General features: G+C 55.4%; 26 protein-coding genes. 13 read left to right on the forward strand and 13 right to left on the reverse strand.

Annotated features, from left to right (window positions below; genetic code table 11):
* Window positions 1-75: 75 nt before the first annotated feature.
* From tamA to mtgA, 6 genes are all read left to right on the forward strand, one after another.
* Window positions 76-1,809, forward strand: coding sequence for an autotransporter assembly complex protein TamA (gene tamA, locus RT197_RS04590; RefSeq protein ID WP_312947770.1), 1,734 nt, complete (start codon window positions 76-78; stop codon window positions 1,807-1,809).
* Window positions 1,806-5,582 (forward strand): autotransporter assembly complex protein TamB, encoded by a 3,777-nt coding sequence (gene tamB, locus RT197_RS04595; RefSeq protein WP_312947772.1) that lies wholly within the window; start codon window positions 1,806-1,808, stop codon window positions 5,580-5,582. Before tamA ends, tamB begins: the two co-directional genes overlap by 4 nt.
* 2 nt (window positions 5,583-5,584) lie before the next feature.
* Window positions 5,585-5,929, forward strand: coding sequence for a gamma-glutamylcyclotransferase (locus tag RT197_RS04600; RefSeq protein ID WP_312947774.1), 345 nt, complete (start codon window positions 5,585-5,587; stop codon window positions 5,927-5,929).
* 133 nt (window positions 5,930-6,062) lie between these two features.
* Window positions 6,063-8,399, forward strand: a complete 2,337-nt coding sequence (gene arcB / locus RT197_RS04605; protein WP_312947776.1) for an aerobic respiration two-component sensor histidine kinase ArcB — start codon at window positions 6,063-6,065, stop codon at window positions 8,397-8,399.
* Window positions 8,400-8,629: 230 nt separating this feature from the next.
* Window positions 8,630-9,283, forward strand: a complete 654-nt coding sequence (gene elbB / locus RT197_RS04610) for an isoprenoid biosynthesis glyoxalase ElbB (protein ID WP_312947779.1) — start codon at window positions 8,630-8,632, stop codon at window positions 9,281-9,283.
* Window positions 9,280-10,008, forward strand: coding sequence for a monofunctional biosynthetic peptidoglycan transglycosylase (mtgA, locus tag RT197_RS04615; RefSeq protein ID WP_312947781.1), 729 nt, complete (start codon window positions 9,280-9,282; stop codon window positions 10,006-10,008). The genes elbB and mtgA overlap by 4 nt, the downstream gene beginning before the upstream one ends.
* Here the strand turns inward: mtgA and yrbL are convergent.
* From yrbL to kdsD, 11 genes are all read right to left on the reverse strand, one after another.
* Window positions 10,005-10,634 (reverse strand): PhoP regulatory network protein YrbL, encoded by a 630-nt coding sequence (gene yrbL, locus RT197_RS04620; RefSeq protein WP_312947784.1) that lies wholly within the window; start codon window positions 10,632-10,634, stop codon window positions 10,005-10,007. The genes mtgA and yrbL overlap by 4 nt on opposite strands.
* A gap of 411 nt (window positions 10,635-11,045) precedes the next feature.
* Window positions 11,046-11,318: a PTS phosphocarrier protein NPr gene (npr, locus tag RT197_RS04625; RefSeq protein ID WP_042291909.1), complete on the reverse strand. Its 273-nt coding sequence runs from the start codon at window positions 11,316-11,318 to the stop codon at window positions 11,046-11,048.
* Complete coding sequence (rapZ, locus tag RT197_RS04630; protein WP_312947789.1) at window positions 11,315-12,169, reverse strand: RNase adapter RapZ; 855 nt, start codon at window positions 12,167-12,169, stop codon at window positions 11,315-11,317. Before rapZ ends, npr begins: the two co-directional genes overlap by 4 nt.
* A gap of 45 nt (window positions 12,170-12,214) precedes the next feature.
* Window positions 12,215-12,703, reverse strand: a complete 489-nt coding sequence (gene ptsN / locus RT197_RS04635) for a PTS IIA-like nitrogen regulatory protein PtsN (RefSeq protein WP_312947791.1) — start codon at window positions 12,701-12,703, stop codon at window positions 12,215-12,217.
* 54 nt (window positions 12,704-12,757) lie between these two features.
* Window positions 12,758-13,045 carry a ribosome hibernation promoting factor gene (gene hpf / locus RT197_RS04640; RefSeq protein ID WP_103676738.1) on the reverse strand — a complete coding sequence of 96 codons (288 nt, stop codon included), beginning with the start codon at window positions 13,043-13,045 and terminating at the stop codon, window positions 12,758-12,760.
* Between the two features lie 22 nt (window positions 13,046-13,067).
* The gene (gene rpoN, locus RT197_RS04645) at window positions 13,068-14,501 is read right to left on the reverse strand and encodes an RNA polymerase factor sigma-54 (protein ID WP_312947797.1); all 1,434 of its coding nucleotides are present in this window, start codon (window positions 14,499-14,501) and stop codon (window positions 13,068-13,070) included.
* A gap of 105 nt (window positions 14,502-14,606) precedes the next feature.
* Complete coding sequence (gene lptB / locus RT197_RS04650) at window positions 14,607-15,332, reverse strand: LPS export ABC transporter ATP-binding protein (RefSeq protein ID WP_312947799.1); 726 nt, start codon at window positions 15,330-15,332, stop codon at window positions 14,607-14,609.
* A 6-nt stretch (window positions 15,333-15,338) separates the two neighbouring features.
* Window positions 15,339-15,893, reverse strand: a complete 555-nt coding sequence (lptA, locus tag RT197_RS04655; RefSeq protein WP_312947801.1) for a lipopolysaccharide ABC transporter substrate-binding protein LptA — start codon at window positions 15,891-15,893, stop codon at window positions 15,339-15,341.
* Window positions 15,862-16,437 (reverse strand): LPS export ABC transporter periplasmic protein LptC, encoded by a 576-nt coding sequence (gene lptC / locus RT197_RS04660; protein WP_312947803.1) that lies wholly within the window; start codon window positions 16,435-16,437, stop codon window positions 15,862-15,864. Before lptC ends, lptA begins: the two co-directional genes overlap by 32 nt.
* Window positions 16,434-17,000: a 3-deoxy-manno-octulosonate-8-phosphatase KdsC gene (gene kdsC / locus RT197_RS04665; protein ID WP_312947805.1), complete on the reverse strand. Its 567-nt coding sequence runs from the start codon at window positions 16,998-17,000 to the stop codon at window positions 16,434-16,436. The genes lptC and kdsC overlap by 4 nt, the downstream gene beginning before the upstream one ends.
* A gap of 14 nt (window positions 17,001-17,014) precedes the next feature.
* On the reverse strand, window positions 17,015-18,001 hold the full coding sequence (kdsD, locus tag RT197_RS04670; protein WP_312947806.1) for an arabinose-5-phosphate isomerase KdsD: 987 nt from the start codon (window positions 17,999-18,001) through the stop codon (window positions 17,015-17,017).
* A gap of 557 nt (window positions 18,002-18,558) precedes the next feature.
* Between kdsD and mlaF the strand changes: the two genes are divergently transcribed.
* From mlaF to murA, 7 genes are all read left to right on the forward strand, one after another.
* Entirely contained in the window at window positions 18,559-19,371 is an 813-nt protein-coding gene (gene mlaF, locus RT197_RS04675; protein ID WP_312947809.1) for a phospholipid ABC transporter ATP-binding protein MlaF, read from the forward strand.
* Between the two features lie 7 nt (window positions 19,372-19,378).
* Window positions 19,379-20,161, forward strand: coding sequence for a lipid asymmetry maintenance ABC transporter permease subunit MlaE (mlaE, locus tag RT197_RS04680; RefSeq protein ID WP_312947811.1), 783 nt, complete (start codon window positions 19,379-19,381; stop codon window positions 20,159-20,161).
* Window positions 20,162-20,164: 3 nt separating this feature from the next.
* Complete coding sequence (mlaD, locus tag RT197_RS04685; protein WP_312947814.1) at window positions 20,165-20,716, forward strand: outer membrane lipid asymmetry maintenance protein MlaD; 552 nt, start codon at window positions 20,165-20,167, stop codon at window positions 20,714-20,716.
* 18 nt (window positions 20,717-20,734) lie between these two features.
* Complete coding sequence (gene mlaC, locus RT197_RS04690) at window positions 20,735-21,373, forward strand: phospholipid-binding protein MlaC (RefSeq protein WP_312947817.1); 639 nt, start codon at window positions 20,735-20,737, stop codon at window positions 21,371-21,373.
* Window positions 21,370-21,669: a lipid asymmetry maintenance protein MlaB gene (gene mlaB, locus RT197_RS04695; RefSeq protein WP_312947820.1), complete on the forward strand. Its 300-nt coding sequence runs from the start codon at window positions 21,370-21,372 to the stop codon at window positions 21,667-21,669. The genes mlaC and mlaB overlap by 4 nt, the downstream gene beginning before the upstream one ends.
* Window positions 21,670-21,794: 125 nt before the next feature.
* A complete protein-coding gene (gene ibaG / locus RT197_RS04700; RefSeq protein ID WP_312947823.1) occupies window positions 21,795-22,049 on the forward strand; it encodes a BolA family iron metabolism protein IbaG in 255 nt (84 codons plus the stop codon).
* Between the two features lie 53 nt (window positions 22,050-22,102).
* The gene (gene murA / locus RT197_RS04705; protein ID WP_312947825.1) at window positions 22,103-23,362 is read left to right on the forward strand and encodes a UDP-N-acetylglucosamine 1-carboxyvinyltransferase; all 1,260 of its coding nucleotides are present in this window, start codon (window positions 22,103-22,105) and stop codon (window positions 23,360-23,362) included.
* Window positions 23,363-23,404: 42 nt separating this feature from the next.
* Here murA and sfsB read toward each other — a convergent pair whose 3' ends face one another.
* Complete coding sequence (sfsB, locus tag RT197_RS04710; RefSeq protein WP_312947828.1) at window positions 23,405-23,674, reverse strand: DNA-binding transcriptional regulator SfsB; 270 nt, start codon at window positions 23,672-23,674, stop codon at window positions 23,405-23,407.
* Window positions 23,675-23,864: 190 nt separating this feature from the next.
* Window positions 23,865-24,836 (reverse strand): octaprenyl diphosphate synthase, encoded by a 972-nt coding sequence (gene ispB, locus RT197_RS04715; protein WP_312947831.1) that lies wholly within the window; start codon window positions 24,834-24,836, stop codon window positions 23,865-23,867.
* Between the last annotated feature and the right edge of the window lie 5 nt (window positions 24,837-24,841).

Consider the following 24,841-nt stretch of genomic DNA (forward strand, 5'->3'; position numbering starts at 1 on the left):
GTGAAGGCTTTGTAACGTCAGGGAGTGACAGTTCGTTTCCAGCAGGGGTGGAGACAAGGATATTCAGGAGAAAATGTGCTACAAATCCGCCAGTTAGGCTGGGCCAGTTTACTGTTGCTCAGCGGTACCGCCAGCGCGGCAAACGTGCGTTTGCAGGTTGAAGGGCTAACAGGCCAGCTCCAGCAGAACGTGCGCGCCCAGCTTTCGACTATTGAGAGCGACGAGGTGACGCCGGACCAGCGATTCCGCGCGCGCGTGGATGATGCGATCCGGGAAGGACTTAAAGCGCTGGGCTACTACGAGCCGACCATTGATTTTGAACTGCGCCCGCCTCCGGCAAAAGGGCGTCAGGTGCTGCTTGCCCGCGTTTCGCCCGGCGAGCCGGTGCGCATCGGCGGCACGAATGTGATCCTGCGCGGAGGTGCGCGTACCGACCACGACTATCTCGATCTTCTTCACAAACGCCCGGCAATCGGCACGGTGCTGAATCACGGCGACTATGAGCACTTCAAAAAAGGGCTGACCAGCGTATCGCTGCGTAAGGGCTACTTCGACAGCGAATTCAAAAAAAGCCAACTTGGCGTGGCGCTCGACCGCCATCAGGCTTTCTGGGATATCGATTATGACAGCGGCGAACGTTACCGCTTCGGCAAAGTGACCTTTGAGAATTCGCAGATCCGCGATGAGTATTTGCAAAATCTGGTGCCGTTTAAAGAAGGCGATTATTACCAGTCGAAGGATCTGGCGGAACTGAACCGCAGGCTTTCCGCCACCGGCTGGTTTAATTCGGTCATCGTGGCCCCGGAATTCGACAAAGCGCGTAAAACCAAAGTGCTGCCGCTGCACGGCGTAGTTTCTCCGCGCGTTGAAAACACCATTGAAACCGGCGTCGGTTACTCCACCGACGTTGGGCCGCGCGTGAAAGCGACGTGGAAAAAGCCGTGGATGAACTCTTACGGCCACAGTCTGACCACCAGCGCCAGCATTTCCGCGCCGGAACAGGTGCTGGATTTCAGTTATAAAGTGCCGCTGCTGAAAAATCCGCTGGAGCAGTATTATCTGGTGCAGGGCGGCGTCAAGCGTACCGATCTGAACGATACCGAAGCCGACTCCACCACCCTGGCGCTGTCACGCTACTGGGATTTGTCGAGTGGCTGGCAGCGCGCCATTAACCTGCGCTGGAGCCTCGACCACTTTACCCAGGGCAGTGAAACCCATACCACCATGCTGCTCTATCCAGGCGTAATGATCAGCCGTACCCGCTCGCGCGGCGGCCTGATGCCGACGTGGGGCGATTCCCAGCGCTATTCCATTGATTATTCCAACACCGCCTGGGGTTCAGATGTCGATTTCTCCGTTTTCCAGGCGCAGAACGTCTGGATCCGCTCGCTGTATGATAAGCACCGCTTCGTGATGCGCGGCAATCTCGGCTGGATCGAGACCGGCGATTTCGACCGCGTGCCGCCGGATCTGCGTTTCTTCGCCGGGGGCGATCGCAGTATTCGCGGCTATAAATATAAATCGATTTCACCGGAAGACAGCGATGGCAAGCTGAAAGGGGCGTCAAAGCTGGCGACCGGATCGCTGGAATATCAGTACAACGTGACCGGAAAATGGTGGGGCGCGGTGTTTGTGGATAGCGGTGAAGCGGTGAGCGACATCCGCAAGAGCGATTTCAAAACCGGCTCCGGCGTCGGCGTGCGCTGGCAGTCACCGGTGGGGCCAATTAAGCTCGACTTTGCCGTGCCGGTAGGCGACAAAGATAAACACGATCTACAGTTTTACATCGGTCTGGGGCCAGAATTATGAGTTTATGGAAGAAGATCAGCCTCGGCGTACTGATTTTTGTCATTCTGCTGCTGGGAACAGTCGCGTTCCTGGTGGGCAGCAAAACCGGCCTGCATCTGGTATTCAACGCGGCGAATCGCTGGGTGCCGGGGCTGGAAATTGGGCAGGTCACGGGCGGCTGGCGCGATCTGACGCTAAAAAACGTTCGCTACGACCAGCCCGGCGTGGCGGTCAATGCCGGGCAGGTGCATCTTTCCGTTAAGCTGGCTTGCCTGAAGCAAAGCAGTCTGTGCGTAAATGACATCGCGCTTTCTGATATTAACGTGACGGTGGACACCAAAAAAATGCCGCCCGCCGCGCAGAAGGAAGAAGAGGATAGCGGGCCGCTGGATCTCTCCACGCCGTATCCCATCACCTTAAGCCGCATTGCGCTCAATAACGTCAATATTAAAATCGATGACACCACCGTCTCGGTGATGCATTTTTCTTCCGGCCTGAACTGGCAGGATAAAAACCTCACCGTGACGCCGACGTCGCTTCAGGGGCTGCTGATTGCCCTGCCGAAAGTGGCGGAGGTGGCACAGGAAGAGGTGGTCGAGCCGAAAATCGATAACCCGCGCCCGGACGAAAAACCGCTCGGCGCGACGCTGAAGGATCTGTTCTCGAAGCCGGTGCTGCCGGAAATGACCGACGTTCATCTGCCGCTAAACCTGAATATCGAGGAGTTTCGCGGCGAGCAACTGCGCGTTACCGGCGATACCGATATCACCGTGCGCAATATGCTGCTTAAGGTCAGCAGCATCGACGGGAATACGAAACTGGACGCGCTGGATATTGATGCCAACCAGGGCACGCTTAACGCCACCGGCAGCGCCAGGCTGGCGGATAACTGGCCGGTCGATATTACGCTGAACAGCACCCTGAACGTCGATCCGCTGAAGGGCGAAAAAGTGAAGCTCAAAGTGGGCGGCGCGCTGCGTGAACAGCTGGAGATCGGCGTTAATCTCTCCGGCCCGGTTGATATGGTCCTGCGTGGACAAACCCGACTGGCGGAGGCCGGGCTGCCGCTGAATCTGGACATTACCAGCCAGCAACTTTACTGGCCGTTTACCGGCGAGAAGCAGTATCAGGCCGACGATGTGAAGCTCAAACTGACCGGTAAAATGACCGATTACATCCTTTCATTCCGTACTGCGGTGAAAGGGCAGGCGATCCCACCGGCAACCATTACGCTGGATGCGAAAGGCAACGAGCAGCAGATTAACCTCGACAAACTGACGGTGGCGGCGCTCCAGGGCTCTACCGAACTGAAAGCGCTGCTTGACTGGCAGCAGGCGATTAGCTGGCGCGGCGAGCTGGCGCTGAAGGGAATTAACACCGCCAAAGAGTTCCCGGACTGGCCGTCGAAGCTGAACGGGCTGATCAAAACGCGCGGCAGTCTGTACGGCGGAAGCTGGCAGGTGGACGTGCCGGAGATGAAAATCACCGGTAACGTTAAGCAGAATAAGGTTGAAGTGGACGGTTCGCTGAAGGGCAACAGCTATTTACAGTGGACCATTCCTGGCCTGCATCTGGCGCTGGGTCGCAATAACGCCGATGTGAAGGGCGAGCTGGGCGTCAAAGATCTCAACCTTGACGCCACCATCGACGCGCCGGGGCTGGATAACGCGCTACCGGGGCTGGGCGGGACAGCGAAAGGGCTGCTGAAAGTACGCGGAACGGTGGACGCGCCGCAGCTACTGGCGGATATTACCGCGCGCGGCCTGCGCTGGCAGGCGCTTTCGATAGCGCAGGCGCGCATTGAAGGTGACATTAAATCCACCGATCAGATTGCCGGAACGCTGAACGTGCGCGTTGAGCGTATCGCGCAGGGCGATATTAATGTCCGCCTGCTGACGCTGGATGCGAAGGGCAGCGAGAAGCAGCACCAGCTTCAGCTACGGATGCAGGGCGAACCGGTTTCCGGGCAGCTCGATCTGGCGGGCAGTTTTGACCGTCAGGCGCAGCGCTGGAAAGGCACGCTCAGTAATACCCGCTTCCAGACGCCGGTCGGGCCGTGGGCGCAAAACCGTGCGGTGGCGCTGGATTTCCGTAATCAGGAACAAAAAATCAGCATCGGGCCACACTGCTGGACTAACCCGAATGCAGAACTGTGCGTGCCGCAAACTATCGATGCGGGTGCGGAAGGACGCGCGGTGGTCAATATGAACCGCTTCGACCTGGCGATGCTGAAACCCTTTATGCCAGAAGCCACCCAGGCCAGCGGCGTGTTCAGCGGCAACGCTGACGTCAGTTGGGACACCACTAAAGAAGGTCTGCCGCAGGGCAAAGTCAGTCTCTCAGGCCGTAACGTTAAGGTCACGCAAATCGTCAACGATGCGCCGCTACCGGTGGCGTTTGACACCCTTAATCTCAACGCCGAGCTGCGTAACAATCGCGCGCAGCTTGACTGGCTGATGCGTCTGACCAATAACGGCCAGTTTGATGGGCAGGTGCAGATTAGCGATCCGCAGGGGCAGCGTAACCTCGGCGGCAACGTCAACATTCGCAACTTCTCGCTGGCGATGATCAACGCGATCTTCTCGCGCGGGGAGAAAGCGACGGGCACGCTCAACGCCGGTCTGCGTCTGGCAGGCAATGCGCAAAGCCCGCAGATTTTTGGTCAGATGCAGCTCACCGGCGCGGAAATCGACGGCAACTTTATGCCGTTTGATATGCAGCCGAGCCAGTTGGCGATGAACTTTAACGGCATGAGTTCGACGTTGCAGGGCGTGGTGCGCACCGGACAGGGTGACATTGCGCTGAACGGCGATGCGGACTGGAGCCAGATCGACAACTGGCGCGCCCGCGTGGCGGCGAAAGGCAGCCGCGTGCGGATCACCGTGCCGCCGATGGTGCGACTGGACGTGTCGCCGGATATTGTCTTCACCGCCACGCCGCAGCTGTTCACGTTAGACGGCAGCGCGGACGTGCCGTGGGCGCGTATTGTGGTTCACGAGCTGCCGGAAAGCGCCGTCGGCGTCTCCAGCGATGAAGTCATGCTGAAAAACGATTTGCAGCCGGAAGAGCCGAAAACCGCGTCGATCCCGATCAACAGTAATCTGGTGGTTCACGTCGGCAACAACGTGCGCATTGATGCGTTTGGCCTGAAGGCCCGTTTGACCGGCGATCTGAAAGTGGCCCAGGATAAACAGGGGCTGGGGCTTAACGGACAAATTAATATTCCTGAAGGGCGCTTCCACGCTTACGGCCAGGATTTGATTGTGCGTAAAGGTGAGCTGCTGTTCTCCGGCCCGCCGGATCAGCCGTTACTGAATATTGAGGCGATCCGTAACCCGGAATCGACGGAGAACGACGTGATCGCAGGCGTGCGCGTCACCGGCACGGCGGACGAGCCGAAGGCCGAAGTGTTCTCTGACCCGGCGATGTCGCAGCAGGAAGCGCTCTCCTATCTGCTGCGCGGTCAGGGTCTGGACAGCGAGCAGAGCGATAGTGACGCCATGACGTCAATGTTAGTGGGTCTGGGGGTTGCACAAAGTGGGCAGGTTGTGGGTAAAATCGGCGAGACGTTTGGCGTAAGCAATCTGGCGCTGGATACCCAGGGTGTCGGGGATTCGTCGCAGGTCGTCGTGAGTGGTTACGTCCTGCCAGGGCTACAGGTGAAATACGGTGTCGGTATTTTTGACTCGCTGGCAACTCTCACGTTACGCTATCGTCTGATGCCTAAGCTATATCTTGAAGCGGTGTCTGGCATAGATCAGGCGCTCGATTTGCTCTATCAGTTTGAGTTTTAGCAATGCGAATATTTGTCTACGGCAGTTTACGAAGCAAGCAGGGCAACAGCCACTGGATGACCAACGCCCAGTGGCTGGGCGATTACAGCATCGATAATTACCGACTCTACAGTCTGGGCCACTATCCAGGCGCGGTGCCCGGTGAAGGCACGGTACTCGGGGAAGTTTATCGTATTGATGCCGCAACGCTTGCCGAGCTGGATGCGCTACGCACAAAGGGCGGTGAATACGCACGCCAGTTAATCCAGACTCCCTACGGGAGTGCATGGATGTATGTTTATCAGCGTCCGGTCGATGATTTAACCCGCATTGACAGCGGCGACTGGTTAGATCGAGAACAAAACTAAAGCGTACGCCACCTTCGGGTGGCGTCGTTTTATCCCTCTTTGCTGTCTGCACACTCCACATTTTTTAACCAGACTTCAACCTGTTGCTCAAAATTCGGTATGATTGAGCCATGCTGGGGTGAAGGAACCTTTTATGAAACAAATCCGTTTACTGGCGCAATACTACGTCAACCTGATGATGAAGCTGGGGCTGATGCGCTTTTCGCTGCTGCTGGCGCTGGCGCTGATTGCACTGGCTTTCGCCGTGCAAATGGCGGTGACGATGGTGCTGCGCGGACACGTCGAAGAGATTGATATTATTCGCTCGATCTTTTTCGGGATCTTAATCACCCCGTGGGCGGTTTACTTTTTATCGGTGGTGGTCGAACAACTGGAAGAGTCGCGCCAGCGTCTTTCCCGGATGGTGGAAAAGCTGGAAGAGATGCGCGCGCGCGATCTCAAACTCAATATCCAGATGAAGGACAATATTGTTCAGCTCAACCAGGAAATCGCCGACCGTGAGAAGGCAGAGGCCGAACGCCAGGCCACCGTCGAACAGCTTAAGGTTGAGATGAAGGAGCGTGAAGAGACGCAGATCCAGCTTGAGCAGCAGTCAATTTTCCTGCGATCGTTTCTTGATGCCTCACCGGACCTGGTTTTTTATCGTAATGAAGATAAAGAGTTTTCCGGCTGTAACCGGGCGATGGAGCTGCTCACCGGGAAGAGCGAAAAGCAGCTGATTAATCTCCGACCGCAGGACGTTTACCCGGCTGACACCGCGGAAAAAGTGATCGAAACCGACGAAAAAGTGTTTCGGCATAACGTCTCGCTCACCTATGAGCAGTGGCTGCTTTACCCTGACGGGCGCAAGGCCTGCTTTGAAATCCGCAAGGTGCCCTATTATGACCGGGTGGGCAAACGCCACGGGCTGATGGGCTTTGGTCGCGATATTACCGAGCGTAAGCGCTATCAGGATGCGCTGGAGCGCGCCAGCCGTGACAAGACCACCTTTATCTCAACTATCAGCCACGAGCTGCGCACGCCGCTTAACGGCATCGTAGGGTTAAGCCGTATCCTTCTGGACACCGACCTGACCGACGAGCAGGAAAAATACCTGAAAACCATCCACGTTTCGGCGGTGACGCTGGGTAATATCTTTAACGATATTATCGACATGGACAAAATGGAACGCCGGAATGTGCAGCTCGACAACCAGCCGATAGACTTCACCGGCTTCCTCGCCGATCTGGAGAACCTTTCCGGCTTGCAGGCGCACCAGAAAGGGCTGCGCTTTGTGATGGAATCCACGTTGCCGCTGCCGCATAAGGTCATTACCGACGGCACGCGCCTGCGGCAAATCCTGTGGAACCTGATCAGCAACGCGGTCAAATTTACCACCCAGGGGCAGGTGACGGTGCGGGTGCGTTACGACGCCGACGCGATGCTACATTTTGAAGTGGAAGATACCGGCATCGGCATTCCGCCGGAAGAGCTGGATAAGATTTTCATCATGTATCACCAGGTGAAAGACAGTAGCGGCGGTAAACCTGCCACCGGGACCGGCATTGGCCTTGCGGTTTCGCAGCGGCTGGCGACCAGAATGGGCGGCGACATCACCGTGAGCAGCCAGATGGGCAAAGGCTCGCTGTTCACCGCGACGGTGCACGCGCCTGCGGTGGCGGAAGAGGTGGAGGACGCGTTTGCTGACGACGATATGCCGCTACCGGCGCTGCACGTTCTGCTGGTCGAAGATATCGAACTGAACGTGATTGTGGCGCGCTCGGTGCTGGAAAAACTGGGGAACAGCGTCGATGTGGCGATGACGGGAACCGAAGCGCTGGAGATGTTCCAGCCGGGCGAATACGATCTGGTCCTGCTGGACATCCAGTTGCCGGATATGACCGGGCTGGATATCTCCCGCCAGTTGACCCAGCGCTATCAGCGCGATGAGCTGCCGCCGCTGGTGGCGCTGACCGCCAACGTGCTGAAAAACAAACAGGAATATCTTGATGCCGGAATGGATGACGTGCTCAGCAAACCGCTGGCAGTTCCGGCATTAACTGCCATGATTAAGAAGTTCTGGGATACCACCGATCAAGAGGAAAAAATCGTGACCCCGACGGATAACGGCAAAGCGCAAAACGTTTTAGATATCGCCATGCTTGAACAGTACCTTGAGCTGGTGGGACCAAAATTAATCACCGACGGCCTCGCGGTGTTCGAAAAGATGATGCCAGGCTATCTGAACGTACTGGAATCAAATTTCACTGCCCGCGATCAGAAAGGCATCGCTGAAGAAGGGCATAAAATTAAAGGTGCGGCTGGCTCTATCGGTCTGGTGCATCTGCAACAACTGGGGCAGCAAATACAGTCTTCCGATCTCCCGGCGTGGTGGGATAACGTAGGTGAATGGATCGAGGAGATGAAACTTGAGTGGCAGAACGATGCGGCGGTGTTGAAAGCCTGGGTTGCGGAACGTGCAAAAAAATGACCCCGGCCTGGCCGGGGTGCGCTAATACTGCGCCAACACCAGGGAAATCGTGGCTGCGCCTGTTTTATTAGCGTTCTAAACCCCAGGCACAGCTGACAACTTGGGTCGCACGTCCATTAAGATAGCAAATATTAAATTATTTGTTACATGAATCAGTAAAATATGTGAAGCACAGCGGCTAAATCATCCTTTCTGATTAGAAAGACGCGGTTGTGAAAAGGAATAGCACGATGAAAAAAGTAGGCGTTGTCCTTAGCGGATGCGGAGTTAATGACGGGTCAGAGATCCATGAAGCGGTGATCGCGCTGCTGGCGATCGCCCGTAATGGCGCACAGGCGGTCTGCTTTGCGCCAGATAAAAGCCAGTCGGACGTGATCAATCACCTTAACGGTGAAGCCCAGCCGGAAACGCGTAACGTCCTGATCGAGGCGGCGCGCATCGCCAGAGGGGAGATTCAGCCGCTGGCAATGGCGCAGGCGGCGGAACTGGATGCGCTCATCGTTCCTGGCGGTTTTGGCGCGGCGAAAAACCTGAGCACTTTTGCCCGCCAGGGCGTTGAGTGCGAAGTTGATAGCGATCTTAAAGCGCTGGCGCTGGCAATGCATGAACGGGGCAAGCCGCTGGGCTTCATCTGCATTGCTCCGGCGATGCTGCCGAAAATTTTCAACTTCCCGCTGCGCATGACCATCGGCACCGACATTGATACCGCTGAACTGCTGGAAGAGATGGGCGCGGAACACGTTCCCTGTCCGGTGGATGACATTGTGATCGATGAAGATCACAAAGTAGTGACCACGCCCGCGTATATGCTGGCGCAGAATATTGCCGAGGCGGCAGCCGGTATTGAGAAGCTGGTCACGCGTGTGCTGGTTCTCGCCGAATGAGGAAAGGGCGCGTTTCGCCGGGCGTTTTCCTGCGGCGCGTGCTGGTACGCACGCTGCTGGCATTCACGCTTTTCTGGGGTGGAGGCATCGCGCTCTTCAGCATTGCGCCAGTGCCGTTTTCCAGCGTGATGATGGAGCGGCAGATCGGGGCCTGGCTACGCGGCGATTTTGGTTACGTCGCGCATTCTGACTGGGTGGATATGGATGAAATCTCCCCTTTCATGGGGCTGGCGGTCATTGCGGCGGAAGACCAGAAATTCCCGGAGCACTGGGGCTTTGATGTGGCGGCTATCGAGAAAGCGCTGGCGCATAATGAACGCCATGAATCGCGCATTCGCGGCGCTTCCACTCTCTCCCAGCAGACGGCAAAAAACCTGTTTTTGTGGGATGGTCGTAGCTGGCTGCGCAAAGGGCTGGAAGCCGGGCTGACGGTCGGCATCGAGACGGTGTGGAGTAAAAAACGGATCCTGACGGTATACCTTAACGTCGCTGAATTCGGCGAAGGTGTATTTGGCGTGGAAGCCGCCGCCCGCCGCTACTTCCATAAGCCCGCCAGCAAGCTGACGTCATCGGAAGCCGCGCTGCTGGCGGCGGTACTGCCTAATCCGATTCGCTTTAAAGCCGATGCGCCTTCAGGCTACGTGCGCAACCGTCAGGCGTGGATCGCGCGGCAGATGCGGCAACTGGGCGGCGAGTCCTATATGACCCGCCACGCGCTGCATTAAACCCGGTGTGAGGTGGTGAGCATCACCGATTTCTGACGGAGGTCGTCGTTATCCAGCGCAATCGCCAGTGCGGGCTGCGCCATAAAACGCGTCCACAGCCGGGCCTGTTTGCGGTGGCAGAACCAGGCGGACCAGGTTGCCAGCGGGAGAAAAGTGCTTTCGCCAATATTGTCACACACTACCGCGACGACTTCTGACTCGCTCAGCCGACGGCACAAAATGTTCTGCGGCTTCAGGGTCATGGTGACGATATGGTTATCGTGCAGATACTTTTTCAGCGTTTTCAGCATCTGGCGCAGCAGGGTGATATCGCTGTCATAGCAGCACTGACTGGCGAATTCCCGCAGCGTCACGGACGGTTTGCCGTCAAAGTCGGTGATAATATCGTAAACGTAACCGGTGCCAAGATCGGTCTCTACGGTGCCGTAATATTGCGGAATACCGCTCCAGTCTCGCAGATAGCGTGAGAGATGCGCATAGTAGCGCAGCTCGCGCTTGATCTCTTTATTACCGCTACGATCGGCATTGTAGATAATTTTAATGCAGCGTTGAGCATTTTCCGGGTGCGCATAACACTGGCGATGGCGTCCGGTTCCCAGAGGTGTTTGATCTGATAAGCGAATCATAGAAGACGTCCTGAAAATATGTGCTCTGTTGAAAGCAGTATGGACGGCAGACTTAAATGGAACTTCAACAAGATTGTTAAGGTTTTCTTAAGCATTACTTTGGCTGCAAAAAGAGCACGGAATGTACAAATTGCCTTTACTGCGAAGGGTAATACCCGCAGCAAGGGTCAACACCTGCGGGCATTCATATTTCAACTAAGAATGCAAAAGGGTCCCATATTCGAGCTACAGGCGCAGGTACTTGCCGCTTTAGGCGGTGTGGTAAGAGAGGTCAGTAACAGTGACGACTAATAAAAAAGGAGAGCGGGTTTATAATAAAAAATACGGAAGTGGATTATTTAAATAATGAATATTTAATGAAAGTATGTTGATTTAATTAATATAAACCCCCGTCCCTGGCGGGACAGGCAGTTAATCTTCATCAAAGCCGGAATTAAACAGGGCGATGACCGCCGCCAGCGCTTCGACTTCCTGCGGGCCGCTGGCTTCGATTTCTATCTGTCGGCCTTTGGCGGAATCCAGCATCAGCAGCGCAATCACGCTGTTCGCCTCGGCTTCGGTGCCTTCATCGTTGCGCAGCAGCACTTCGGCATCGAAGCCCTGCATCAGCTCAAACAGCTTCATGGCCGGGCGGGCGTGCATTCCCAGCTTGTTGGTGACTTCAACAGTCTGCTTTACGGTCATGATTTGCGTTTTTCCAGCGTCCGGTGACGGGACTGTACGTTTTTACCGCGCGAGCGGAAGTAGTCCGCCAGCTGCTCGGCAATATACACGGAACGGTGCTTACCGCCGGTACAGCCAATCGCCACGGTTAAATAGCTGCGATTGTTGGTTTCGAGCATCGGCAGCCACAGTTCCAGGTAGCTACGGGTCTGGTAAATAAAGTTATGTACTTCGGTATGGCGGTCAAGAAACGCGGCGACCGGTTTGTCGAGGCCGGTCATTGGACGCAGTTTCGGGTCCCAGTGCGGGTTTGGCAGAAAACGCACGTCAAAAACGTAGTCCGCGTCGATGGGGATGCCATGCTTAAAGCCGAAGGACTCAAACACCATCGTCAGTTCGCGTTCGCGCTTGCCCAGTAGCCGCGTGCGCAGCATTTCCGCCAGTTCGTGAACCGACATCTCGGAGGTATCGACGATAAGATCGGCACGCGAGCGCAGCGGCTCCAGCAGATCGCTCTCCTGATCGATGGCGCTTTCCAGCGAAAGATTCTTACTGGAAAGAGGATGCAGGCGGCGCGTGTCGCTGTAGCGACGGATCAGCGTGTTGCGGTCTGCGTCAAGGAACAGCAGCTGCGGCGAAAAGGCATCCGGCAGGTTTTGCATTGCCTGTTCAAAAATCTCGGGTGATTCCGGCATATTACGCACGTCTATGCTGACGGCGGCGGAAGTCTGACGATCGACCAGACTTTTCGCCAGTTCCGGCAAAAGCACCACGGGCAGGTTATCTACACAGTAGAAGCCCATATCTTCCAGCGCGCGCAGGGCTACGGATTTCCCCGAGCCGGAGCGACCGCTGACGATCATCAGTACCATGTACCGTTTCTCCTCAGTACAGCAAAGGGTAAAGTATTATCCCTGCTAAACATCATCACTGTGTTCGTTTTCGGTGATGATTTGATACAGCTCTTCATCACTTTGTGCCGCTCGCAGGCGACGACAAATGGTTTTATCCGCCAGGCGTTTTGCCACCAGCGAAAGAGTATGCAGATGCGTTTTGGTCTGGTCAGCCGGAACCAGCAGGGCGAAGAGTAGATCCACCGGCTGGTTGTCGATAGCGTCAAAGGCAATCGGCGTTTCCAGTTGTACAAAGACGCCAACCGCGCGCAGGGTGTCCTCTTCCAGCTTGCCGTGAGGAATGGCGATGCCGTTACCGATACCGGTACTCCCCATTTTTTCACGGGTGAGGATCGCTTCGAATACGACCTGCGGCGGCAGACTCAGCTGCTTTGCTGCCAGCTCACTGATAATTTCCAGCGCGCGTTTCTTGCTCTGGCAGTGAACGTTACTGCGGGTACATTCCTGGTTAAGGACAGTGCTCAGTTGTAGGGCTGCATCATTGTTCATCATAGTTTCACCTAAGCCTCGCCTGACGCGGTATACGTCAGGCGAACGCCCGGACAATCAGTGTTGTTTCAGTTTATCTTTATGTTTGGTTAGCTGTCGCGCCAGTTTATCAATTAAACCGTCGATAGCCGCGTACATATCCTGCCCTTCCGCGCTGGCATGAATTTCACCCCCGTTAACGTGCAGGGTGGCATCCGAAATATGCGTCACTTTTTCCACTTTTAACACAACGTAGACCTGATTGATGCGGTCAAAATACTGCTCCAGCTTAGCAAATTTTGTGCTGACAAAATCGCGGAGTGCATCAGTAATCTCGACATTGTGCCCAGTGATGTTTAGCTGCATAGTGTCTTCCTTATCGGTTGTGTCACACCAGTTGTTTGCGCTGGTTAGACGGCGGAATGGATAAAGACTCTCGATACTTCGCAACGGTGCGGCGTGCCACCATGATCCCCTGATCGGACAGCAATGTGGTTAATTTGCTGTCGCTCAGCGGTTTCGCGGGGTTCTCCGCAGCGATTAACTTCTTCACCAGCGCCCGAATCGCCGTGGAGGAGGCTTCGCCGCCGCCCTCGGTATTTACGTGGCTGGAGAAGAAATACTTCAGTTCAAAAATGCCGCGCGGACTGTGCAGATATTTCTGGGTCGTCACGCGGGAAATCGTGGATTCGTGCATTTCGACGGCCTGGGCGATATCCGCCAGCACCATCGGTTTCATAAACTCTTCGCCCTGCTCAAAGAACGCCTGCTGTTGCTCAACGATACAGCGACTGACGCGCAGCAGGGTGTCGTTGCGGCTCTCAAGGCTCTTAATCAGCCACTTCGCTTCCTGCAAGTTGCTGCGGATATACTGGTTATCCGCTTCATTGCGGGTGCTACCGCCCATGGCGGCGTAGTGCTGATTGATTTGCAGACGGGGAATACTGTCAGAGTTGAGTTCGACCACCCAGCGATCGCTGATTTTTCGCACCAGCACGTCCGGGATGACGTACTCCGGCTCGCCGGTCTGGATTGACTGACCGGGACGCGGGTCCAGCGACTGGATCAGGTTTACCGCTTCTTTCAGCACATCTTCTTTCAGACGCGTGACGCGCATCAGGGTGCGGAAATCGTGATTGGCGAGCAGGTCGAGATGATCGCTGACGATAAGCCGTGCTTCGGTGAGCCACGGCGTGTCTTTGGCGTATTGCGAAAGCTGGATCAGCAGGCAGTCGCGCAGATCTTTCGCCGCCACGCCCACCGGATCAAAACGCTGGATGCGCTTGAGCACCGCCTCAATTTCATCCAGCCCGATTTCGTCGTCGCCTGTGCTTTCAAGAATATCGTCAACGGAGACGGTCAGATAACCGGTGTCATCCACGGCATCAACAATGGAAGTGGCGATAGCGCGGTCGGTGTCAGAGAACGGCGTCAGACCCACCTGCCACATCAGGTAATCCTGTAGCGACTGGGTGGTTTCGCCCTGGTACACCGGCAGCTCGTCGTCCTGATAATCGACGCCGTTACCGGAAGGGGTGCCCGCCGTGTAGATCTCGTCCCAACTGGCATCAAGCGGCAACTCCTCTGGCATATCTTTCTGCTCAAGGGCGTCAGCGGTATCCAGCGACTCGCTATCCGGGGTCTCTTTGGCGTCAATTTCATCGTGAAGATCGGTTTGCTCAAGCAGTGGATTACTTTCCAGTGCCTGTTGAAGTTCTTGCTGAAGTTCCAGCGTCGACAGTTGCAGCAGACGGATCGCCTGTTGCAGCTGCGGCGTCATGGCAAGCTGTTGACTAAACCTTAATTGCAAACCTTGCTTCATATTCAGAGCGATTTTCTCCCGAGTTTACGTCGCTGACTTCTTACACTTCATCATTTACGCAGCCTCTGTGCTGGCTGCGCCGGGATGCATCATGAATACACCCTATCAGAGTCTGAAGTCTTCCCCAAGATACACGCGCTTAACCTGTTCGTCTTTAAGGATTTCGTCTGGCGTACCGTGGGCGATCAGGTGTCCCTGGCTCACGATATAGGCTCGCTCACACACTGCCAGCGTTTCACGCACGTTGTGATCGGTGATCAGAACGCCGAGGCCGCTGTCTCGCAGGTGCTCAATAATACGTTTGATGTCGATAACGGAAATGGGGTCAACGCCCGCAAAGGGTTCATCCAGCAGGATAAATTTCGGATTAGCAGCCAGCGCACGGGCAATTTCCACGCGGCGACGTTCACCGCCGGAGAGGGCCTGGCCGAGGCTGTCGCGCAAATGATCGATATGGAACTCTTCCATCAGCTCTTTCGCGCGATCTTCGCGCTGTTCTGACGTGAGATCGTCACGAATTTGCAGGACCGCCATCAGGTTGTCGTATACGCTAAGACGGCGGAAAATGGAGGCTTCCTGCGGCAGATAACCGATACCCCGACGCGCCCGCGCGTGCAGCGGCAGCAGGCTAATATCATCGTCATCAATGATAATGTTGCCCGCATCGCGCGAGACAATGCCGACGACCATATAAAACGTGGTGGTCTTACCCGCACCGTTTGGACCCAGCAGACCAACGATCTCACCGGACTTTACGGTCAGACTGACGTCTTCCACCACCCGGCGGCCTTTATAAGCCTTCGCGAGGTTCTTTGCAGTTAATGTTGCCATAATGAATTAGTTACTCTTTTTCTGCGCCGGAGCCTGGTTGTTACTCTTATCCTGCAATTGCGATGGCACCAGAACGGTGGTTACCCGTTTGCCTTTTTCGCTGAACGCCTGCATTTTCTGCTCTTTCACCAGATAGGTGATTTTGTCTCCCTGAATATTGCTGTCGACCTGTTCAAGGAAAGCGTTGCCGGTCAGGGTCACAAAGTCATTTTGCAGCTCGTAATGCATTTGCGAGGCATGGCCTTTCACCGGTTTGCCGTTGTCCTGCATCTGGTAGAAGGTGGCCGGTTTACCGTAGCCGTCGATCACCTCTTTGCCTTTCTCACCGCCAGGACGGGTGACGACCACTTTGTCAGCGTTAATTTTGATCGTGCCCTGCGTGACAACGACGTTACCGGTGAAGGTGACGATATTGCCCTGCATATCCAGCGACTGCTGATCGGACTCAATATGAATGGGCTGATCGGTGTCGCCCGTTAACGCCAGCGCGGGAAGGCTGGCCGCCAGAAGCGTACTGGCCAGTACAAGCTTAAGGCTGAGTTTGTTTGTTTTGAATTTCATATGAGGTTCTAACCTTTTCAATCAGCTCGGCGTTTTTGTTGCGTAAGTTTCCGCGCATTTTCAGGCCGCTGGAATTAAATGTCGTACCGTATAACGTCACCAGATCGTCAGAGGTGACATCCTGGGTGATCAAATTCACTATGGCATTATCCGTCGTAATTTTGCGTAGTTGAGCGTCCGGGGTCAGCGCGTTCACTTCAACGTGGCCGTAAAGATACAGCATACGGTCATTAGTCAGCTTCGCTTTATCCGCTTTAATCGACCAGGTTTCGACTTTCGTCGTGTCATACGTGGTCAGCAGCGGTTGCGTGAACCATGTCGTCGCCTGGTCAGAATAATATTCAACGTGCTGTGCAATCAGGTGGTAGTTGAGCGCGCCTTCCGGGCTATATACCACGGTGTCCGTATGCTCACTCCTGTAGGTTGGGTCACTGGTTGACACCACGTTTTCCCCGGTGTCATCTTTGCTCACCAGATTCACGCCGATCAAAATCAGCGCGACCAGCGACAGCAAAATAATAACCCAACGTCTGGTTTTACTCATATCGATTGCCCTTTGGCTTCATCAAGCTTGCCCTGCGCCAATAGTAGCAAATCGCAGACCTCGCGTACCGCTCCGCGTCCGCCGTTAATGCGCGTGACGTAATCCGCGCGTGGGATCAGTAGCGGGTGGGCATCCGCCACGGCAACGCTAAGCCCCACTTCGGCCATCACCGGCCAGTCGATCAGATCGTCACCGACATAGGCTACCTGTTCCGGCGACAGGGCGAGTTTCTCCCGCAGATCGCGCCAGGCCAGCAGTTTATCTGACTGGCCCTGATACAGATGCGTAATGCCGAGAGTGGCGCAGCGATCTTCTACCAGTTTAGCTTTTCGCCCGGTAATAATGGCAACGTCGATACCGGACGTCAGCGCACAGCGGATGCCGTAGCCGTCGCGAACGTTAAACGCCTTGAGCTCTTCGCCATTATTGCCCATATAGATGAGCCCGTCGGAAAGTACGCCATCGACGTCAAGGATCAGCAGGCGGATTTTTTTCGCCTGTTCCAGCATCTGCTCACTCACTGGCCCGTAGCAGGTTGCCACAGTGGCTCCAGCATTACTCATTCTTTTATCCTTTCTTACACTACGCCTGCGCGCAGCAGATCATGCATATGTATCACACCCTGCAACTGGTCGCCATCGGCAACCATGACGCAGGTAATATGGCGGGACTGCATCAGATTTAATGCGTCCACCGCCAGCGTGCCGGGGCGGATGCGGATGCCGCCGGGAGTCATCACGTCGGCAATATTCAGGCTGCGTAAATCTGCGCCCATATCGAAAATGCGGCGCAGGTCGCCGTCGGTAAAGATGCCTTCGATTTTCAGGTCATCGTTACAAACGACCGTCATACCCAGATTTTTACGCGTGATTTCCAGCAGGGCGTCGCGCAGCGAGGCGGATTTTGCCACGCGGGGAATTTCACTGCCGGTGTGCATAATATCGTTCACCCGCAGCAGCAGCTTGCGGCCCAGCGCGCCGCCGGGGTGGGAGAGGGCAAAATCTTCAGCGGTAAAACCGCGCGCCTTCAGCAGCGCAACGGCCAGCGCATCGCCCATCACCAGCGCAGCGGTGGTACTGCTGGTCGGCGCAAGCCCCAGCGGACAGGCTTCGCGTGGCACTTTAACACAAAGATGGATATCTGCGGCGCGGCCCATGCTGCTTTCCGGGCGGCTGGTCATGCAGATTAACGGCACCCGCAGACGCTTCAGAACCGGGATCAGCGCCAGAATTTCGTTGGATTCCCCGGAATTTGACAGCGCGATGACAACGTCCTGCCGCGTGACCATTCCTAAGTCGCCGTGTGCCGCTTCGCCAGGATGAACGAAAAAGGAAGACGTACCGGTGCTGGCGAACGTCGCCGCCATTTTTCTGCCGATATGACCGGATTTACCCATTCCCATCACCACGACTTTGCCGGTGCAGTGAAATATTTTTTCGCAGGCGTGGCTGAAGTCTTCATTAATGAAGCGATCCAGTTCGATCAGACCCTCACGCTCAATGGCGAGAACCTCTTTACCTGCCTGCTGATAATCAAAACCCGGCTGCAACTCTGATTGCGACATAGTACGTATCCGATTTAATCCATAAAAAGCGGCGGTGGCCCGCACGGCAACCCAGCCGTACACTAAAACCGCCCGTTAACAGCGCTCCAGCGCGAGTGTTTGCCTGCTTCTGATCCGCTCAGACGGGGGATTTTAACAATGAAAAGCAGATTACAGCCAGTACCCGCATAAAAATGCTGCCTGCTCCATGTCCGAAAACGTACTTACAACAGTAGCGGTAATTGGCGACGCCGGATATCAGAATACGCGGCAAATAGATGAAGATACGTTGCCTGGTGCTTCCGTTTATGCCGCCCTGGCGTAAACCGATGTTGAACAGACCCAACGCTAAAAGCCTCTAAAGTTCTTTCTTCAGGTATACTCAACGGCTTGCAGCGTAAACCTGAATCGCGCTTAACAAACGCAGCGGCAAAAAGATTCTGCCGCCGGGCGCGGTAAAAGTAAAACAAATGCCAGCGTTGACTTACTTAGCCAGGTAAGTTTCTGTAAATATGCTGGGATTGTAGCTTTAGTCAGCTTCAAACTTTCTGACAGAGGTCTAATGGAAGGAATAATCGATGAGCCAGAGCATGGCGAATTTAGTCGAAATTAAAGGCGTTAGCTTTTCGCGCAGTAACCGCGTGATTTTCGACAATATCTCGCTGTCGGTGCCCCGCGGGAAGATCACTGCGATCATGGGGCCGTCAGGGATTGGTAAAACGACGCTGTTACGCCTCATCGGCGGGCAGATCCCCCCCGATACCGGCGAGATCCTCTTTGACGGCGAAAACGTGCCGGAGATGTCCCGTACGCGTTTGTACACCGTGCGTAAACGCATGAGTATGCTGTTTCAGTCCGGCGCGTTATTTACTGACATGAATGTATTCGATAATGTCGCGTACCCGCTGCGTGAGCATACGCATCTGCCTGCGGCACTGCTGAAAAGTACGGTAATGATGAAGCTGGAAGCGGTAGGGCTACGCGGAGCGGCAAAACTGATGCCGTCCGAGCTTTCTGGCGGTATGGCGCGCCGCGCTGCGCTGGCGCGGGCCATCGCGCTGGAACCGGATCTCATCATGTTTGACGAACCCTTTGTTGGCCAGGACCCGATCACCATGGGCGTGCTGGTCAAATTGATTTCTGAACTTAACAGCGCGCTGGGCATTACCTGTATCGTCGTCTCGCATGACGTGCCGGAAGTGCTGAGCATCGCTGACGATGCCTGGATCGTGGCAGACAGAAAAATTGTCGCCCACGGTAGTCCCCAGGCGCTACAGGATAACGCCGACCCCAGAGTGCGACAATTTCTGGACGGTATCGCAGACGGCCCGGTGCCGTTCCGCTATCCCGCTGGCGACTATCACCACGATTTACTCGGCACAGGGAGTTAAGCTGCTCATGTTGTTAAATACACTGGCTGCGCTCGGAAATCGCGGTTTCAGGACGATCACCACGTTCGGACGTGCCGGGTTGATGCTATTCAATGCGCTGGTGGGCAAGCCAGAATTTCGCAAGCACGCGCCGTTGCTGGTGCGCCAGCTTTATAACGTTGGCGTGCTGTCGATGGTCATTATTCTGGTTTCCGGCGTCTTTATCGGTATGGTGCTGGGGCTTCAGGGCTATCTGGTGCTGACTACCTACGGAGCGGAAAGCAGCCTCGGCATGCTGGTGGCGCTGTCGCTGCTGCGCGAGCTGGGGCCGGTGGTTGCCGCGCTGCTGTTTGCCGGACGTGCCGGTTCGGCGCTGACGGCGGAAATCGGCCTGATGCGCGCCACTGAACAGCTCTCCAGCCTTGAGATGATGGCGGTTGATCCGCTGCGCCGGGTGATTTCACCGCGCTTCTGGGCCGGGGTGATCTCGCTGCCGCTGCTGACGATTATTTTTGTCGCGGTGGGCGTGTGGGGCGGCGCGCTGGTCGGCGTGAACTGGAAAGGCATTGATTCCGGCTTCTTCTGGTCGGCGATGCAGGGAGCCGTCGACTGGCGTCTCGATCTGGTTAACTGTCTGATTAAAAGCGTAGTATTTGCCATTACGGTTACATGGATTGCGTTATTCAACGGTTACGACGCAATTCCGACTTCCGCCGGGATCAGCCGGGCGACAACGCGTACCGTTGTTCACGCTTCGCTGGCCGTTCTTGGTCTGGATTTTGTACTGACTGCACTGATGTTTGGGAATTGATTCATGCAAACGAGAAAAAGTGAAATCTGGGTAGGTATTTTTTTGCTGGTAGCACTGCTGGCCGGATTGTTTATCTGCCTGAAAGCGGCAAACGTGACGTCGCTGCGCACCGAGCCAACTTATCGCATCTATGCAACCTTCGATAACATCGGTGGTCTGAAATCCAGCTCCCCGGTGCGTATTGGCGGCGTGGTGATTGGGCGCGTGGCGGACATTGCTCTCGACCCGAAAACCTACCTGCCGCGCGTCGCGCTGGATATCGAAGAGCGCTATAACGCGATCCCGGACACCAGTTCGCTGGCGATCCGTACTTCCGGCCTGCTGGGGGAACAGTATCTGGCGCTGAACGTCGGTTTTGACGACCCGGAGCTGGGAACGTCTATGCTTAAAGAAGGCAGTACCATCCAGGATACAAAGTCTGCCATGGTGCTGGAAGATTTGATTGGTCAGTTCCTTTATAACAGCAAAGGCGGTGACAATCAGAATTCAACCGATGCGCAGACGCCTGCTGGCGAGCATACTGATGCCGCTGCGCCCGCAGGCCAGACGAATTAATTTCAGGAGAATCAACGCATGTTTAAACGTTTACTCATGGTTGCAATGCTGGTTATCGCACCGCTTACGGCAGCAACCGCCGCCGATCAGTCCAATCCTTATAAACTGATGGGTGAGGCGGCGCAGAAAACTTTCGACCGTCTGAAAAATGAACAGCCAAAAATTCGCGCTAACCCGAACTATCTGCGTGAAATCGTCGATCAGGAACTGCTGCCTTACGTGCAGGTAAAATACGCGGGCGCGCTGGTACTTGGACGCTATTACAAAGAGGCCACTCCGGCGCAGCGTGAAGCGTATTTCGCTGCGTTCCGTGAGTATCTGAAGCAGGCTTATGGCCAGGCGCTGGCCATGTATCACGGTCAGACCTACCAGATTGCGCCAGAGCAATCGCTCGGCGATAAAACCATCGTGCCGATCCGCGTTACCATCGTCGATCCGAACGGTCGTCCGCCGGTACGTCTGGACTTCCAGTGGCGTAAAAACACCCAGAGCGGCAACTGGCAGGCCTATGACATGATTGCCGAAGGGGTGAGCATGATCACCACTAAACAGAATGAATGGAGCGACCTGCTGCGCACTAAAGGCATTGACGGCCTGACCGCACAGTTGCAATCAATCTCTAAACAGCCGATTACGCTGGATCAGGGTAAAAAATGACCCCGCAGCTAAACTGGACGCGCGACGGCAAAATGCTGTCGCTGCACGGTGAACTGGATCAGGACGTGTTGACCGCATTGTGGGAAGCACGTCAGGAAGCGACGCAGGGAGTGTCAGTGATTGAACTGTCGGGCATTACCCGCGTTGATACCGCCGGACTGGCATTGCTGATCCACCTGACCGCATTAATCCGCGAGCAGGGCAGGTCGGTATGCTTTAGCGGCATGAGTGAAAACTTACTCACCCTGACTCAGTTATACAATCTGCCGGATGAATTGATCCCGCGCGCGTGTTAATTATTTCAGTGAGTTACTACCCGTAGCCCCGTCGATCTTTACGATGGGGCTTTTTGCTTATTTAAGACAGCGCCACTTTCCTCTAAGATGTTGGGCTGTTTTACTACCAGATGATATCAGAGCCCATGGAAAATCATGAAATTCAGACCGTGCTGATGAACGCACTCTCTCTTACGGAAGTCCACGTCTCCGGCGATGGCAGCCATTTTCAGGTTATCGCCGTGGGCGAGCTGTTCGACGGCATGAGCCGCGTTAAAAAGCAGCAAACAATCTATGCCCCTCTGATGGAATATATTGCGGATAACCGCATCCATGCCCTGTCGATCAAAGCGTATACGCCGCAAGAGTGGGAACGCGATCGCAAATTAAACGGTTTTTGAGCGGCTGATGATCCATCAGCAGCGCGGATGAATTCTTAACAGAGAACAGAACAATGGATAAATTTCGGGTTCAGGGGCCTACGCGGCTTCAGGGCGAAGTCACCATTTCAGGTGCAAAAAATGCGGCATTGCCAATTCTTTTCGCGGCGCTGCTGGCGGAAGATCCGGTTGAGATCCAGAACGTCCCTAAGCTGAAGGACGTCGATACCTCGATGAAGCTGCTCAGCCAGTTAGGGGCAAAAGTCGAGCGTAATGGTTCGGTGCATATCGACGCCAGCGGCGTGAATATTTTTTGCGCACCTTACGATCTGGTGAAAACCATGCGTGCCTCTATCTGGGCACTGGGGCCGCTGGTGGCTCGTTTTGGTCAGGGCCAGGTTTCGCTGCCGGGCGGGTGTACCATCGGTGCGCGTCCGGTAGATTTACATATCACCGGTCTGGAGCAACTCGGTGCGCAGATCAAGCTGGAAGAAGGATACGTAAAAGCCTCCGTTGACGGCCGTCTGAAAGGCGCGCACATCGTGATGGACAAAGTGAGCGTTGGCGCGACGGTGACCATCATGTCCGCCGCGACGCTGGCGGAAGGGACCACGGTCATTGAAAACGCCGCACGCGAGCCGGAAATTGTCGATACTGCCAACTTCCTCAATACGCTGGGCGCGAAGATCACCGGTCAGGGAACTGACCGTATCACCATCGAAGGCGTGGCGCGTCTCGGTGGCGGCGTGTACCGCGTTCTGCCGGATCGTATTGAAACCGGCACCTTCCTGGTCGCGGCGGCGATTTCCGGCGGCAAAATCGTCTGTCATGGCGCGCAGCCTGCAACGCTTGATGCCGTGCTGGCGAAATTGCGTGAAGCCGGTGCGGATATTGAAACCGGCGAAGACTGGATCAGCCTGGATATGCACGGTCAACGTCCGAAAGCCGTCACCGTGCGCACCGCGCCGCATCCTGGCTTCCCGACCGATATGCAGGCGCAGTTTACGCTGCTAAACCTGGTGGCTGAAGGCACGGGCGTAATCATCGAAACCGTCTTCGAAAACCGCTTTATGCACATCCCGGAACTGATCCGCATGGGCGCGCGCGCGGAAATCGAAAGTAACACCGCGATTTGTCACGGCGTGGCGCAGCTTTCCGGTGCGCAGGTAATGGCGACCGACCTGCGGGCTTCCGCAAGTCTGGTACTGGCTGGCTGCATTGCTGAAGGTACGACGGTTGTCGATCGTATTTATCATATCGATCGCGGCTATGAGTGCATTGAAGACAAACTGCGGGCGTTAGGTGCAAATATTGAACGGGTGAAGGGCGAGTAATCGTCGGCTTCCTGCGCAGCCCCTGTGGGGCTGCGGCAAGGATTATTTTTCTTTTCGCTGGCGTAGCAGGCGGGTTCTGTCAATGAACTCGTGCGTGATGGGATCGTGATAGCGAGAAGGCCAGATGATCCAAGGCTCGGTGCCCAGCGCGCGTGCAATAATCACTTCACCTTTCGGCCACGGGCGGGTCAGCGTATTTGCCAGCGTAGAAGAGCAGAGTCCATTCGCACGCGATACTGCAGCCATTGATGTTCCTTTCTTATGTAGCCCGGCGATGATATCTGCCGTATGCCAGTCAATGAACTTTTCCATAATTTCTCCCTGTAAATGACGTCTGAACAGACACGCGTTCAGCGACATTGCTACTATAGCTTCAGGTAAACGGGTGTTCTAATAAGTTCTGGTAAATGGCGTGAAATTCAGAATATATTTAGATAACAAGAAGAAATTGGGTTTTTTGGATATCTTATTGGAACTTTCCCGCGCTTTTGCGCGGGAAGAATTAGTGGTCGCGCTGCACGGCAATATGCGCCAGAGCGATAAGAGCTTCACGCCACGGATTATCAGGAAGAATGCGCAGCGCCGCGATGGCTTTGTCCGCTTCTTCTTCCGCGCGCTGGCGTGTCCATTCCAGCGAACCGCAGGCGGCCATGGTTGCCAGCACCGGCTCCAGCAGATGACGACCATTACCCTGTTCAATCGCGGAGCGGATCATGGCTGATTGCTCGGCGTTGCCGTGCTGCATAGCGTGCAGCAGCGGAAGCGTCGGTTTACCTTCGTTCAGGTCATCACCCACGTTTTTCCCCAGCGTTTCGCCATCGGCGCTGTAATCAAGCAGATCGTCGATCAGCTGGAAAGCGGTGCCGAGATAGCGGCCGTAGTCCTGTAACGCCTGTTCTTCTTCCGGGGTACAGCCTGCGAGGATGCCGGAACATTGCGATGCCGCTTCAAACAGACGCGCCGTTTTGCTGTAAATAACGCGCATGTAGTTTTCTTCGGTAATGTCCGGGTCATTGACGTTCATCAGTTGCAGGACTTCGCCTTCCGCGATGACGTTGACCGCTTCAGACATAATATCCAGCACCTTCAGCGAGCCGAGGCGGGTCATCATCTGGAACGCGCGGGTATAGATAAAATCGCCGACCAGCACGCTGGCCGCATTGCCAAACGCGGCGTTCGCCGTTGCTTTCCCGCGACGCATATCCGATTCATCCACCACGTCGTCATGAAGCAGGGTGGCGGTGTGGATAAACTCGATAAGTGCGGCAATGACGATGTGACCTTTTCCTTCGTAGCCGACGGCGCGAGCAGCCAGCACGGCAATCATCGGACGGATGCGTTTGCCACCGCCGCTGACGATGTAGTATCCCAACTGGTTGATTAACTGCACGTCCGAGTTGAGTTGCTCAAGGATGGTTGCATTGACACCCGCCATATCCTGCGCGGTTAACTCATTGATTTTTTCTAAATTCATCGCAA

The sequence above is a fragment of the Superficieibacter sp. genome (genome assembly GCF_032071645.1).
Lineage (GTDB): Bacteria > Pseudomonadota > Gammaproteobacteria > Enterobacterales > Enterobacteriaceae > Superficieibacter.

Coding starts and splice junctions, on each gene's coding strand:
- mlaD (WP_312947814.1), top strand. CDS start 20,165: ATGCAAACGAGAAAAAGTGAAATCTGGGTAGGTATTTTTTTGCTGGTA.
- rapZ (WP_312947789.1), bottom strand. CDS start 12,169: ATGGTACTGATGATCGTCAGCGGTCGCTCCGGCTCGGGGAAATCCGTA.
- mlaB (WP_312947820.1), top strand. CDS start 21,370: ATGACCCCGCAGCTAAACTGGACGCGCGACGGCAAAATGCTGTCGCTG.
- lptA (WP_312947801.1), bottom strand. CDS start 15,893: ATGAAATTCAAAACAAACAAACTCAGCCTTAAGCTTGTACTGGCCAGT.
- elbB (WP_312947779.1), top strand. CDS start 8,630: ATGAAAAAAGTAGGCGTTGTCCTTAGCGGATGCGGAGTTAATGACGGG.
- RT197_RS04600 (WP_312947774.1), top strand. CDS start 5,585: ATGCGAATATTTGTCTACGGCAGTTTACGAAGCAAGCAGGGCAACAGC.
- npr (WP_042291909.1), bottom strand. CDS start 11,318: ATGACCGTAAAGCAGACTGTTGAAGTCACCAACAAGCTGGGAATGCAC.
- mtgA (WP_312947781.1), top strand. CDS start 9,280: ATGAGGAAAGGGCGCGTTTCGCCGGGCGTTTTCCTGCGGCGCGTGCTG.
- lptC (WP_312947803.1), bottom strand. CDS start 16,437: ATGAGTAAAACCAGACGTTGGGTTATTATTTTGCTGTCGCTGGTCGCG.
- mlaE (WP_312947811.1), top strand. CDS start 19,379: ATGTTGTTAAATACACTGGCTGCGCTCGGAAATCGCGGTTTCAGGACG.
- murA (WP_312947825.1), top strand. CDS start 22,103: ATGGATAAATTTCGGGTTCAGGGGCCTACGCGGCTTCAGGGCGAAGTC.
- mlaC (WP_312947817.1), top strand. CDS start 20,735: ATGTTTAAACGTTTACTCATGGTTGCAATGCTGGTTATCGCACCGCTT.
- kdsC (WP_312947805.1), bottom strand. CDS start 17,000: ATGAGTAATGCTGGAGCCACTGTGGCAACCTGCTACGGGCCAGTGAGT.
- sfsB (WP_312947828.1), bottom strand. CDS start 23,674: ATGGAAAAGTTCATTGACTGGCATACGGCAGATATCATCGCCGGGCTA.
- arcB (WP_312947776.1), top strand. CDS start 6,063: ATGAAACAAATCCGTTTACTGGCGCAATACTACGTCAACCTGATGATG.
- kdsD (WP_312947806.1), bottom strand. CDS start 18,001: ATGTCGCAATCAGAGTTGCAGCCGGGTTTTGATTATCAGCAGGCAGGT.
- yrbL (WP_312947784.1), bottom strand. CDS start 10,634: ATGATTCGCTTATCAGATCAAACACCTCTGGGAACCGGACGCCATCGC.
- rpoN (WP_312947797.1), bottom strand. CDS start 14,501: ATGAAGCAAGGTTTGCAATTAAGGTTTAGTCAACAGCTTGCCATGACG.
- tamB (WP_312947772.1), top strand. CDS start 1,806: ATGAGTTTATGGAAGAAGATCAGCCTCGGCGTACTGATTTTTGTCATT.
- mlaF (WP_312947809.1), top strand. CDS start 18,559: ATGAGCCAGAGCATGGCGAATTTAGTCGAAATTAAAGGCGTTAGCTTT.
- hpf (WP_103676738.1), bottom strand. CDS start 13,045: ATGCAGCTAAACATCACTGGGCACAATGTCGAGATTACTGATGCACTC.
- ibaG (WP_312947823.1), top strand. CDS start 21,795: ATGGAAAATCATGAAATTCAGACCGTGCTGATGAACGCACTCTCTCTT.
- ispB (WP_312947831.1), bottom strand. CDS start 24,836: ATGAATTTAGAAAAAATCAATGAGTTAACCGCGCAGGATATGGCGGGT.
- lptB (WP_312947799.1), bottom strand. CDS start 15,332: ATGGCAACATTAACTGCAAAGAACCTCGCGAAGGCTTATAAAGGCCGC.
- ptsN (WP_312947791.1), bottom strand. CDS start 12,703: ATGATGAACAATGATGCAGCCCTACAACTGAGCACTGTCCTTAACCAG.